The organism is Streptomyces sp. TG1A-8 (genome assembly GCF_030499535.1).
Lineage (GTDB): Bacteria > Actinomycetota > Actinomycetes > Streptomycetales > Streptomycetaceae > Streptomyces.
This window is the reverse complement of sequence record NZ_JASTLB010000001.1, coordinates 1-12,240: the sequence shown is the minus strand read 5'-3', so window position 1 is coordinate 12,240 and position 12,240 is coordinate 1. Positions and strand designations below refer to the sequence as shown.

Sequence of the window (12,240 nt, the reverse complement as noted above, 5' to 3'; positions counted from 1 at the left end):
GGGCGGCTTCACGCTGGTGTGTCGGACAGTTCGCATCCCGGACGGCATGAGCCCGGCGCTGTCTTGGTGGCCGCTACGCCTGCTCTACCGTGCGGTGATCGTTTGCGACTGTCGGTTGATCGTCTGGTGTCAGGCGGTTGATGCGGTACACATCCGGCACGCAGAGGTTCAGAACGGTAGCGGCAGCGATCATTCCTGCACAGGTCAACAGCACTGCCTGGCTGCTCCATGAGTGGGCAGCAAGAGCGGTGATGAGGTAGCCCAGGGGGATGGCGAGGCGTTCCCCAACGCCGTTGAAGGCGCTCATGCGGCCCTGTTCCGCCTGAGGCACACGTTGTTGGAACGCAGTGGTCCAGGCGACGATCGCGACATCGAGCCCGACCCCTGCAAGTATCGTGGCCAGCAGGACGAGAGACAGCGGCACCGTGCAGGCCATGGCGGCCAAGGGGAGCGCGAGAGCACCGGCCGCGACGACCGCGACCGTGAGCAGTCGGTACGGTTTCCAGCGCAGGCAGACGAGGGTTCCCACAAGCAGACCACAGGTGAAGGCCGCCTGGATCAGGCCCCAGTCGCGGGCTCCGGCGTACTGTGCTGCGGCCACGAGCGGGCCGAGAAGCTGGAAACCCGCCAGCCATGCAGCGACCAGGACCGTGCCGACGGCCGTGTAGGTCCACAACCAGGTACGCGACCAAAAACCCGCCCAGCCCGCCCGCAGGTCGCTCAGCACACCGCCCGGTGCAACGAGCGGGGCATCCAGACGCAGGCCAAGAAGCAGGACAGCCGCGGCGGCGAACGTGAACGCATCCCAAGCCAGTGCCCATGCCGCACCGCTGGCGGCGACGATGACACCGCCGACGACCGGACCCAGCACCTTGACCGCGTTGCTCGGGAGCCTAAGCAGCGCGTTGGCCTGCTGCAGTTGCTGCTCCGGAACGATCTGCGCAACAGCGCCCTGCGCAGCGGGCACGATGAACGACGCCGCCGTCCCCGAGACGAAACCGCATGCTGCGATCGACACTGTCGTCGCACGGCCGGTCGCCACGGTGACGGCCAGCGCACCCTGCGCGCCAGCGGCCAGCAGATTCCCTATGAAGAGGAGCCGGCTGCGGGACAGGCGGTCCGCGAACAAGCCGCCCGCGAGCAGGAACACGATCGTGGGAACGGTGGTCGTGGCAAGCACCACACCGAGAGAGCCCGCTCCACCGCCTTGCTCAATGAGAGCGTAGGCCAGGGCAAGAGGGGCCATCGCAGACCCTGTGGCCGAGATGAGATTGGCCGACACGAATCGCCGGAAACTAGCAATCTTCAACAGGGTACTGATCGACGTCGGTGACTCGTCGGCGGTTTTCATGATCTCCCCAGGGCTCGGCGCAGCGAGCACCCTAGTGCAGGAGCACGCCGCGCCGAACGTCAGTGATCAGAGTTGGCCGACACCCCTCGCCTCCTCAAAGGCCGTGCACCAGGCCTCCGTCGGCAGCGAGTTCGGCCACCGGCACGCGATGGGTGGCTCTGCCCCAGCAGTGAATAGCGCAGCTCTCGAATACTGCTGCTTCACCAGTAAGTGCGGGAGACCACCGAGGCGATCGTCGGCGCGGTCACCGGCCCTTTGTCCGCTCCCCGCAGTCTGCTGCTCGGCAGGTACGACGACGACGGCCGCCTGCAGTACACGGGCCGCACCACCACCCTCGCCCGGGCGGCGGGTAGCACGGTCGCCGGGCTGCTCGCCCCGGCCCGGCGCGGTTATCCGTGGACGGGCTGGTCGTTCTCCGCTGGGTGGGGCAGCCGGGAGGCGCTGGACGTCACGCTGGTGGAACCCGAGCTGGTGGTGGAAGTCGGCGTCGACGTCGCCCGCGATGCCTCCGGCCGGTGGCGCCACCCCGCGCGCCTGTACCGTGCCCGCCCCGACCTCTCCCCCGCCGACATTCCCCGCATGACGGTGCCGCCGCATTGACGGCCGGCCTCGGTTGCGTTGCGCCGCGCCGCCGTCAGCTGGTGCGTCAGCGGAAGGCATTGCCCCATGACGGGATCGATGCGAGCGGCCGACTGCCCACCATCCGACCTGGGTATCGCTAGTTGCAATTAATATGCAACAGCTTTCAGTCATCAATAAGGGTGTGGGGTGCATGACGGTCCGACGGATACGGACAGCCGCTGCGACGGCGGCGATACTCACTGGTGTTGCCGCCTGCTCGGCTCCCGGCAGCAGCACGGGCAGTGGTGACGCGGCGGACTCCGTCGTGATCGGGGTGGCCTCTGAGCCGGACACGCTCAGTCCGCTGCTCGGTTACGGCAAGGACGGCAACTCGAAGATCTTCGACGGCCTGCTGGCCAGGGACGCCGATCTGAACCTCAGACCGGCGCTGGCGAAGGCGCTGCCGGAGGTCTCCGCCGACGGTCTGACCTACACCTACACCTTGCGCGACGGTGTGAAGTTCAGCGACGGCGAGCCGCTGGCCCCGGCCGATGTCGTCTTCACGTACGAAACAGTCCTCGACGCGAAGACCAACAACACCTCCCGCAGCGAGCTGGACGCCATCAAGGACGTGCGGGCGAAGGGTGCCGACAAGGTGGTCTTCACCCTCAAGTACCCCTACGCGCCCTTCGCCGGGCGCACGGTGCTGCCCATCGTCCCCGAGCACGTGGCCAAGGGGCAGGACCCCAACACCGGCCCGTTCAACACCAAGCCGGTCGGCACCGGCCCGTACGTCCTCGCCTCCTGGAGCAAGGGGGAGAAGCTCACCTTCAAGGCCAACCCCGACTACTGGGGCGGCGCGCCGAAGGTCAAGAAGGTGACCATGGCGGTCATCAGGGACGACAACGTGCGCGCCACCCGGCTGCGCTCCGGCGACCTCGACGGCGCGATCCTGCCGCCCAACCTCGCCGCCACCTTCAAGAACGACAAGGCGAAGAAGACGTACGACGCGAAGACGTACGACTTCCGCACGGTCACCCTCCCGCAGGAGAACAAGGTCACCGGCGACCGCGCCATCCGCCGGGCTCTCGATGCCGCCGTGGACCGCAAGGCCATGGTCGACAAGATCCTCGACGGGGCCGGGCGTCCGGCCTACGGGCCGCTGCCCGTCGACGACCCCTGGTTCGCCAAGGGCATCGAGCGGGGGCAGGACCTCGCCAAAGCCCGGAAGATCCTGGACCGTGCGGGTTGGAAGGTTGGCGCAGGCGGCATCCGCGTCAAGGACGGGCGGCGGGCCTCCTTCACCCTGCTCTACCCGTCCGGTGACGAGGTCCGCCCGGACCACGCCCTCGCCTACGCCTCCGACGCCAAGAAGGCCGGCATCGAGGTGAAGGTGGAGACGGGCACCTGGGAGGTCATCGAGCCGCGGATGAAGAACGACGCGGTCCTGGCCGGCTTCGGCAGCAACGGTGACCCCGACTACGGCCCTTGTACGCCCTGCTGCACTCCTCCCTCGCCGGCGACGGCTTCAACAACATGGGCCGCTACAACGATGCGATCGTGGACAAGGCACTCGACGCCGGCCGGCGCAGCTCGGGACCAGGGCGACCCGCAAGGCTGCGTACGACACCCTGCAGCAGGAGCTGGTGAAGAACCCCGGCTACACCTTCCTCACCCACATCGACCATGTCTACGTCCTCGCCGACCGCTGGACGAGGGTTGAGCGCGCAGGTCGAGCCGCACGACACGGCTTCGCCTCCAGGTCCGTGGTGGAACCTCGAAGCCTGGCAGCCGAAGAAGTGAACCGACTCCCTTGGGGAGCGATGGCACGGCTGACGGGGCGGCGGCTGCTGTTCGCCGCCCCCGTCCTCCTCGTCGTGACCTTCGGCGTCTTCGCGATCGCCGCGGCCTCCCCTTTCGATCCGGTCAAGCGTCACGCCGGCACGGCCACCCTCGGCGCCGACGCTGAAACTCTGGAGCGGCTGCGGGAGAACCTGGGCGTGGACCAGCCGTTCACCTCCCGCTGGTGGCACTGGCTGACTGCCGCGCTCGGCGGTGACCTCGGTCAGTCCCGAGCGTGATGCGGCAGCCGGTCGCCCAGGTCATCGGCGAACGCCTGGTCTGGTCGAGCCTGTTGTGCGCGGTGCCGCGTTCGTGGTGGCGGTGCTTCTTGCGGGCACGGTGCTCGGGGTGCTGGCGGCCCGCCCGCCCCGGTTCCGTCCTCGACCGGTCGATCACTTCCGTGGCGTACTCGCTGGAGGCGGCGCCCGTGCTTTTGGCTCGCCCTGCTGGCCGTCTGGCTGTTCGCCCTCCGGCTGGGGCGTGCTCGCCGGCCGGCGGTCTCACCGACACCGGCGAGAGCCGCGGCGCGGGTGGCGCGCCCTCCGAGGTGGCAAGTCATCTCGTGCTGCCGGCCGGGGTGCTCGCCAGTCTCCCAGCTGCCCTGGTTCACCTTGTACGTCCGTCAGGGCGTCGGTGACGCGCTCGCTGAGGATCCGTACGCGGCGCGCGGGCCAGGGGGTTGAGCGAGCGCGCCGTGCTGCTCGGCCACGCCCTGCGCTCCGGGCTGCTGCCGGTTTTCACGCTGGTCGGCTCCCGGGTGCCCGAACTCATCACCGGCGCCCTGCTGGTGGAGAGCGTGTTCGGCTCCGCCCGGCATCGCGGCGGCCACCGTTCAGGCGGCCACCGCCGTCGATTTCCCGCTGCTCGCCGCCCTGACGACCCTGGCCACCGCCGCGGTGCTCGTCGGAAACCTTTTTGCCGACCTGCTCTACGGCCTCTTCGACCCGAGGGTGAAGTTCAGTGACATGTGAACCTGCGGCCGAGCCCGCCTGGCGGTCGCACGGCACGAACCGCCGCTCCACCAGGACCGTGCGGGTGCGCGTCTCGGTGGCCCTGACCGGCGTCATCGTCGTCGCCGTCCTCCTCGTCCCGCCGCTGGTGCAACTCGACCAGCAAGCCGTCGATCTGGGCGCGAAGTTGCTGCCCCCAGCTGGTCGCACCCCTTCGGCACCGACGACCTCGGACGGGACCTGCTGCTGCGCTGCGTCTACGGCCTGAAGTCTCCCTGCTCGTGGGCATCGCAGCCGCCCTGACGGCCACCGTGATCGGCACGGCCGTCGGGGCGACCGCCGGAGCACTGGGCGGCTGGGTCGACCGGGGCGTCGTGCGGGTGGTCGACACGGTCGCCTCCGTGCCGCACCTGCTGCTGGGCATCTTCATCGTGGCCATGTTCCGGCCCGGGCTCTGGCCGGTGGTGGTCTCGGTCGCGCTCACCCACTGGCTGTCCACCGCCCGGATCGTGCGCGCCGAGGTGCTGTCGCTGCGCTCGTGCCCCTACATCGACGCCGCCGTCTCCGGGGGCGCGTCCCGGTGGCGGGTGGCGGTACGGCATCTGCTGCCCGCGGTGCTGCCGCAGGCGGCGCTGGCCGCCGTGCTGATGGTGCCCGCACGCCATGTGGCACGAATCCGCCCTGTCCTTCCTCGGGCTCGGTCTGCCCACCCACATGGCCAGCCTCGGCAACCTCATCCAGGACGCCAGGGGATCTCTGCTCGCAGGGCAGTGGTGGCCGACCCTCTTCCCGGGGCTGTTCATCATCGTCCCCACGCTCGCCATCGCCGGTCTCGCCGGAGCCTGGCGGGAGCGGAGTCAACCCGCGCCGCCGATCGGAGCTGATGCTGTGACGGTCACCGACCGACCTCCCGTTCTCTCGGTGCGCGGGCTGTCCGTGCGCTTCCTCATGCCCGGTGGCCGCCGGATCGCCGCCGTCACCGACGCCCACTTCGACGTGGCGGCCGGCGAGTGTCTCGCCCTGATCGGCGAGAGCGGCTCGGCAAGTCGATTATCGCCTCCGCCCTGCTCGGGCTGCTCCCGCCAACGCCCAGAGTGCGGGCCAGGCGCCGCCTCGGCGAGCTCGGACCTGCTCGCGGCCGACGAACGAACTCTCACGCGGACGGTGCGGGGCCGCCTGATCGGGCTCATCCCGCAGAGCCCCGCCGCGCATCTGACGCCGGTGCGCACGGTGCGCTCCCAGCTGGAGGAGACGGTCGGCGCGCTGACCGACGCACGAGGGCGTGCAGCCGTCCGTTCGGCAGCCGAGAGCGCTGCCGAACGCGCCGCTTCCCCGCCGACCACCTCGACGGCCACCCGCACCAGCTCTCCGGCGGCTCGGCCCAGCGCGCCGCCCACCGCCCTCGCCCTCGTCGGCGACGCGCCCCTGCTGCTCGCCGACGAACCCACGACCGGCCTCGACCGCGACCTGGTGAACCACACGGTGGACGAACTGCGACGCCACGTCGACGACGGCGACCAGGGCCCTGCTCGTGATCACCCCCATGACCTGGCCAGCCCGCCGAAGCGCATCGCCGACCGCGTGGCCGTGATGTACGCGGGCCGGATCGTCGAACTCGCCGAGGAGCGCGGACGTCTTCTTCGCGCCCTCACGGCCCCCGCCACCCCCTCAGCGGCGCCTTCTGCAGGGCCCTGTGCCCCGAGCGCGCCTTCCTTCCGATTACGCCGGTATGCCGCCGAACTCGGCGACCTTCCCGACGGGTGCGCCTTCGCCCCGCGCTAGAGCCAGGCCACCGAGCGCCTGCGCCGCCCTCCCGCCGACGGCCGGCGGCATCGCCTGCCACCACCCCGCACGTACCGGAGGACCCTCAGTGCTTCAACTGCACGCCAGTCGCCGCCGATACGGACCAGGAAGAGCCCCCGTCGTCCGCGACGCCTCCCTCACCGTCGCGCCCGGTGAGGCCGTCGGCCTGCTCAGGCCCCAGCGGCTGCGGCGGAATCTCGACCCTCGCCCGCGTCGCAGCCCTGCTGCACCGCCCCGAGTTCGGGCGCCCTTGTCCTGGACGGCAAGCCCGTACGGCGCTGAGCGGCGCCGCGCACCCCGTGACCTGCGCACCGCCATCGGCGTCGTCTTCCCGCAGCCCCGGCTGTCCGCCCGACCCCCGGCTGCGGCTCACCGACCTGATCGCCGAGCCCCTGCGCGCGCAACCGGCCGCCGCGACGAAGTACGGACCGCATCAGCCGAACTGGCCCCGAGCCATCGGCCTCCGCCCCCGACCTCCCTGGACCGCCGCCCCCCACGAGGTCAGCGACGGCCAGCTCCCCAGCGCGCCTGCCTCGCCTCGCCCGCGCCCTGGTCCTGCGCCCGCGCTGGCTGATCTGCGACGAGATGGCCCGCGATGCTGGGATGCCCTCCCCCACCGCGGCCGCCCTGGGTGGCGGCGGCCCATCAAGGACTACTCGCGCGGCCCGCCGGTGCCGATCTGCTCGGCCGTGGGCCACGACCAGCGCCCTCCTGCACCGCTGCGTGTGGCCGCGTCCTGCACTCGGACGAGGTCACCGGCCGGGCCCCGTCGGGCGTGGGAAAGCTCCCGCAGCGCGTCCGGCCTGCGGGAGCCGATCAGTCGTGCCCGCCTGCTACGTGAAGGGTGAGAAGACGATCACGCGCAGGACGTCTGTGCGGCGCTGCTGCTGGCGTCACGCGGGCAAGCAGCGGGCTCTCGCCGCGCTCCTTGGCGGCGGCGTAGCGCCGGGCCACGTCTCCTGCCCAGTTGACGGACGACGGCCCGCGTGGCGTGCGGTCGGAGTCGACCTTTCTGGTTCTTGCTGCTGCAGGTCGAGGCCGCTGCTGCCGGCGTCGAAGCAAGATCGGGGTGGAGGCCCTGGCCGACGTTGCCGCTGGTGGTCGTCGACCTGCTCGACGATATCAGCCGGCCGCTGACGGGCTCCGTCGGCAAGAACGCCCCAGCCGGAGCCCTCGGTGGTCGCGGCGGCTTTGGTGGGCTGCTCGGCCTTGGAGCCGAGCGAAGGAGCCGAAGGACTCAGGTCGATCGCGTCCGCAGAGGTCGCCCAGCGCCCGTCGGCGGCCGGCGGCTCGCCGCCGCCCTCCTTCGGGCCGGTACATGTTCTGCCAGGGATTGATCGAGTCCAGATGTGGCGACGGACAGTGGAAGGCCAGGTTCTTCTCCAGGCCCGTTGATCGAGCCCCAGGTCTCCTGTCCCGTGCCTCCGCCAGCTGCTGCGGCGTGTCGTTGGCGCCCTTCGCGTGCGCCGCGTCGTGCTTGTCGTGGTGCAGCTCGATCGATCGCAGGGCTGATGGCCGGAGCGAGCGCCGAGTGGTGGTCCGTACGGAAGTTCCGGGAGGCGTGTACGCCGGCATGTACCAACGTCCTCCGACATGGTTGCGAATGATGTGGCAGGTGCACACTATCAGCAAGAAGTATGGCTCCTGATCAGGCATTGGACCTACGGACTGGGGCCGTGCCGGGGCGGTTGGAACCAAAACCTCGCCGTATGGCACGGTCATGGGAAAGGGCGGAAGCCGTGAGGGCTGTCCAGCGGTCGGCACATGACGCAGCGACAGGGTCGGATGCCCACGTGCGGCTGAAGCGGCGCGGGTTGCGCTGCACTGCGGGCCGAGTCCGTTTACTGACCCTGCTGTCCGCTTCCGAACGCCATCTCTCCCCGGCCGAAGCCTGCGAGGAACTGGCTCGGTCCGGGCATGCCGTGAACACCACCACCGTCTATCGCGCGTTGGACGCACTGACAGCCGTGGGCCTCATCCACGCGGTGCACGGTCCGGGCCCGGCGCGCTACGGCATCACCGGAGAACCGCACCACCACACCGTGTGCCGAGAGTGCGGCAGCGTCGCAGGCCTGTCGAGTCGGCATTTGACCGAGGCGGTGGGCAGGATCCAGGAGCTGAGGGGTCTGCGGCCCAACCCTGATGGGGTGCTTCTCATCTACGGGCGGTGCACTCACTGCAGCACCTGACAGGCAGGGAGCGTGGCGGTTCCTTTACCGCGGGCGGCGCCACAAGCCGCCCTGCTCGGCAGCCTGCTCCGCCGGCACCCAATGGACCAGCCCGCAGTCCGCTTCTCCTCGCCCCTGCGGGACTTCCACACCAGCAGGGCGACGGCTTGGGCAGCGAAGAACAGGCCGACGACGCCGCTGGTGTTCAGAGCTAGGCCGGCCACCCAGTCCTGGACACCCGACCGATGGAAGTGGATGGGGGGTGCTGTCCATGGGACGGACGCTGTCAGGCAGAACAGCACCCCACATCCGGTCTGGGATGGCGGCACGGATCGCTGCCCGCACCTGTGACTCCTCCAGCCTTGTGCGCTGGGTGCACGCCCACGGAGCTTTATTGCACACTACTCGCAACAAAAAATTCATGGCTATAAGGAGGGGCGTGGACTCTCTCCTGGTTCTGGGCATCGAGCGGCGCTGCGGCGAGACCGGTGCGGGACGTGATCCGGACGGGCGATTGCCCAATCACGCGGTGGCGTCGAGCCACGAGGCAGACCTCCGGTTAACCCGGGTTGGCGCAGTGACGATGACGGAGGCGGTGGCCGATGTGCTGACGTGGAAGGCTGTCGCGGGCTGCGTGGGGCACGGGGTGGACACGCGGGTCGCGGTGGACAGGACCGCCGCCGGCTCGCGGTCGCCGTGGCTGGCCGGGGAGCAGTGCGCGGCGGCCCGGTCCCCGCTTCGCATACCCGTCCTGTGGCTGCGCCGGTCCAAGGACGCGTTAACCGCTGCCGTCGCCGATCTCCCCGAACGGGCCGGATCTGAACCGGCACCGCAGGACGTGCCAACCCCGCCAGCTCCCCTGGAGAACGCCGCCCTGCACTCGGCAGCGCGTGGGCTGGCAGGTGCCGCCTGATGACTAAGAGGGTGTCTCACGTGGTGTGAGGTTGATGCGGCATGATGCCGTGCCATGGGTGTTGGTTTGTCGCAGCGGTTGGTTCCTGACGAACTCTGGTCGCTCGTGGCACCGTTGCTGCCTTCGTTCGCTTCCCGTCCGCAAGGCGGAGGCACGGCCCCGGTGGATGAGCGAGCGGTGTTCACGGCCGTGGTGTACGTGCTGACCAGCGGCTGCGTCTGGCGGCATCTGCCGGAGACGTTCGGCGTCTCACCGGCCACCGCCCACCGCCGGTTCTCCGCATGGACCAAGGACGGGCTGTGGCGGCGGCTGCACCAGGCCGTCCTGGACGAACTCGGCGCCCGCGGCGAGGTGGACTGGACCTCGGTGATCGTGGACGCCGCCTCCGTCCGGGCGAAAAAGGGGATCGCTGACCGGGCGCAATCCGGTCGACCGGGGCAAGAAGGGCAGCAGCTCTCACGTCCTGTCCGACGCCCAGGGCCTCCCTCTCGCCCTTGGCGTCTCGGGGCGAACGTCCATGACAGCCAGGCACTCCTGCCGCTGGTGCTGGGCATCCCCGCCGTCCGTTCCCGGCGCGGCCCTCGCAGACGCAGCCCCGGCAGGCTTCGCGCGGACAAGGCGTACCACTCCGCCGAGAGGCTGAGGTGGCTGCGTGAACGGGGCATCGTCCCGCGCATCGCCCGACCCGGCATCGAGTCCGGCGAGCGTCTCGGCCGGCACCGCTGGAAGATCGAACGGACGATCTCCTGGCTCTTCGTTCGGCTACCGCCGCCTCACCCGCCCGCTACTGAGCGCAAAGGCAGCCACTTCCTGGCCTTCCTCGGGCTCGCAGCGGTCCTGACCTGCTGACAAAGAAACTCGCGAAGATCGCCCACGTGAACAGACAAGCTCTGAACACTCCAGCAGCGGTTCGTGTCCTGAGCTGGTGGTTGCTCGTGTTGTCCGGGCAATGGAGGGGATGAGCTGAAGCCGCTTGCTGGGCCGGCGAGTTGGAGTTGGTGTTCGCTCGGGTGGCGGGCAGGTTCACTCGGGGCGGATCTGCGGTGGCGGGGACCGGCGGGACTCACGTCCGTGGTCTGGCTGGGGCGGGCGACACGCAAGAACGGCTGGCAGCTTGCGGAATGGGCAGGTCACCGCACTCCGGACGGCTTTCAGCGGCTGCTGAACAGCAGTGTCTGGCGACGCTGGCCGCCCTGCGTGACGACGTCCGTGCCGACGTCGCCGAACGGCTCGGACCGGGCGGTGTGCTGATCATCGACGACACGGGATTCATCAAGAAGGGCACCACCTCAGCCGGGGGCTCAGTGGGCGGTACGCACCGGCACCTCAGGAAAAATCGACAACTGTCAGATCGGCGTGTTCGCCGCCTACGCCACCAGCTCAGGCCGGGCCTTGGTGGACCGGGGCAGCTCTGCCTGCCCAAAGCCTGGACGTCCGACCGTGACCGCTGCCGGGCGGCCAAGATCCCCGACGGGCGAGGCTTTGCGACCAAGGGGGAGCCTCGCCCGGACATCGTCCGCCGCCGCCTGGCCGCCGGCCTGCCGGCGTCGTGGGTGACCGCGGATGGGGCCTACGGGCAGGAGCTGGCATCTTCCGCCGCCTGCTCGAGCAGACGGGCGTCGGCTACGTGGTGGCGGTGCCCAAGTCCCAGCAGATCAAGTCCCTGGCCGGCATCTGGCGCATCGACCATCTCATCGATGAAGTACCCGACATGATGCCTGGCAGTCGGCCGTCCTGCGGCGACGGGCCAGGGGCCCGCGGGATCTACGACTGGGCCGCGGCCCAACGGCTAGCCAACATCATCTTCGATCCGGGATCCGCCGACCCATCACCGGTGGGTGATGGCCCGCCGGCCGCCTGTCCGACCCCGAAGATGTGGCCTACTACCTGGCCTACGCACCCGTGGGTGTCGAGATCGCCGCACTGACAGGCCGCACCGGTCGAATCCTGGTGAGCGCAAGTCTCGAACGCAGTGGGCCTTGTCCATCGCGAAATCTGAACTGGCGTGATACCTGGAGTTCGCGATACAGCAGCACGATCACTCACTGTTTGCGTGATGCCGCTGCGCTGCCGCGACGGACCAGTATGCGGGAATGGCCTGCGACGGCGGCCGGATCTGGCTGCGCAGGCGGAGCCGGGGGCGGGCATGGCGACGGAGGCGGTAGGCCTGCACGCTCCTGACGCGCTGCTTGACGAGCATCCAGTCCGGCACTGTCACGTTATTGAGTGGTTTTCTGACAGCGCGTGAGGCATGGGGCGGGGCCGGGTTTCGAAGCGGCGTTCAGGTCCCGGCGGCGCTGGCGGCCTGGTCCCAGCATCGCAAAGCGGATGGTACTGTCTCGTGCTCGGTAGCCGGGAGCGGTCATCAGGTGGCGGTGGGGCCGGAAGTGCGGTGAGATGCCGCTGAAGGCAGCCAGGAACCGTTGGGCCCCCACCGGTACTGCGGAAGCCTTTCATCGGCGCGTTCACGCTGCCTTGTCGGCTGATGACTGTTCTCTGCCCGGTTGTTCAGGCCCTTGTGCGAGGGGTGTTCAACGGAGGGCATGACCTCGCGGTGGGCCGCGCTGCAGGAGCGCAGCTTGTCGGTGACGGCCACCCTGGGCACCGTATGGGTCTTCTTCAGCAGCCTGCGGAAGAAGCGCCGGGCCGCAG

The 12,240-nt window shown here is 69.8% G+C and carries 6 protein-coding genes and 8 pseudogenes; 10 read left to right on the top strand and 4 right to left on the bottom strand.

The genetic code is table 11. From position 1 onward, the window contains the following. Window positions 1–73: 73 nt before the first annotated feature. A complete protein-coding gene (locus tag QQY24_RS00065; RefSeq protein WP_301970616.1) occupies window positions 74–1,351 on the bottom strand; it encodes an MFS transporter in 1,278 nt (425 codons plus the stop codon). A gap of 210 nt (window positions 1,352–1,561) precedes the next feature. Here QQY24_RS00065 and QQY24_RS00060 point away from each other — a divergent pair, with 210 nt between their 5' ends. The 6 genes and pseudogenes from QQY24_RS00060 to QQY24_RS00035 form a co-directional block, all read left to right on the top strand. Continuing rightward, complete coding sequence (locus QQY24_RS00060) at window positions 1,562–1,951, top strand: hypothetical protein (RefSeq protein ID WP_301970615.1); 390 nt, start codon at window positions 1,562–1,564, stop codon at window positions 1,949–1,951. Between the two features lie 172 nt (window positions 1,952–2,123). Then, window positions 2,124–3,715 (top strand): annotated as a pseudogene (locus tag QQY24_RS00055) (ABC transporter substrate-binding protein). Window positions 3,716–3,735: 20 nt separating this feature from the next. Next, window positions 3,736–4,725 (top strand): annotated as a pseudogene (locus QQY24_RS00050) (ABC transporter permease). Beyond that, window positions 4,715–5,596, top strand: a pseudogene (locus QQY24_RS00045) (ABC transporter permease). Before QQY24_RS00050 ends, QQY24_RS00045 begins: the two co-directional pseudogenes overlap by 11 nt. Window positions 5,597–5,652: 56 nt before the next feature. Next, window positions 5,653–6,553 (top strand): annotated as a pseudogene (locus tag QQY24_RS00040) (ATP-binding cassette domain-containing protein); the annotation flags it as partial. 21 nt (window positions 6,554–6,574) lie between these two features. Further along, window positions 6,575–7,137: pseudogene (locus tag QQY24_RS00035) on the top strand (ATP-binding cassette domain-containing protein); the annotation flags it as partial. 270 nt (window positions 7,138–7,407) lie between these two features. Here QQY24_RS00035 and QQY24_RS00030 read toward each other — a convergent pair. Next, window positions 7,408–8,082: pseudogene (locus QQY24_RS00030) on the bottom strand (hypothetical protein); the annotation flags it as partial. A gap of 218 nt (window positions 8,083–8,300) precedes the next feature. Here QQY24_RS00030 and QQY24_RS00025 point away from each other — a divergent pair. Next, window positions 8,301–8,696: a Fur family transcriptional regulator gene (locus QQY24_RS00025; protein WP_301970614.1), complete on the top strand. Its 396-nt coding sequence runs from the start codon at window positions 8,301–8,303 to the stop codon at window positions 8,694–8,696. 92 nt (window positions 8,697–8,788) lie between these two features. Here QQY24_RS00025 and QQY24_RS00020 read toward each other — a convergent pair. Further along, window positions 8,789–8,905 (bottom strand): annotated as a pseudogene (locus QQY24_RS00020) (HoxN/HupN/NixA family nickel/cobalt transporter); the annotation flags it as partial. Between the two features lie 209 nt (window positions 8,906–9,114). Between QQY24_RS00020 and QQY24_RS00015 the strand changes: the two are divergent. The 3 genes from QQY24_RS00015 (at window position 9,115) to QQY24_RS34615 (ending at window position 11,303) form a co-directional block, all read left to right on the top strand. Beyond that, complete coding sequence (locus QQY24_RS00015; RefSeq protein WP_301970613.1) at window positions 9,115–9,588, top strand: hypothetical protein; 474 nt, start codon at window positions 9,115–9,117, stop codon at window positions 9,586–9,588. Window positions 9,589–9,642: 54 nt separating this feature from the next. Beyond that, window positions 9,643–10,437 (top strand): IS5 family transposase, encoded by a 795-nt coding sequence (locus QQY24_RS00010; RefSeq protein ID WP_301970612.1) that lies wholly within the window; start codon window positions 9,643–9,645, stop codon window positions 10,435–10,437. Window positions 10,438–10,709: 272 nt separating this feature from the next. Next, window positions 10,710–11,303: a transposase gene (locus tag QQY24_RS34615; protein ID WP_367657962.1), complete on the top strand. Its 594-nt coding sequence runs from the start codon at window positions 10,710–10,712 to the stop codon at window positions 11,301–11,303. A gap of 746 nt (window positions 11,304–12,049) precedes the next feature. Here the strand turns inward: QQY24_RS34615 and QQY24_RS00005 are convergent. After that, window positions 12,050–12,240 (bottom strand): annotated as a pseudogene (locus QQY24_RS00005) (DDE-type integrase/transposase/recombinase); the annotation flags it as partial.

Excerpts from the sequence above, each read along its gene's own strand:
- QQY24_RS00065 (WP_301970616.1), bottom strand. The coding sequence starts at position 1,351 with ATGAAAACCGCCGACGAGTCACCGACGTCGATCAGTACCCTGTTGAAG.
- QQY24_RS00010 (WP_301970612.1), top strand. The coding sequence starts at position 9,643 with ATGGGTGTTGGTTTGTCGCAGCGGTTGGTTCCTGACGAACTCTGGTCG.
- QQY24_RS34615 (WP_367657962.1), top strand. The coding sequence starts at position 10,710 with ATGGGCAGGTCACCGCACTCCGGACGGCTTTCAGCGGCTGCTGAACAG.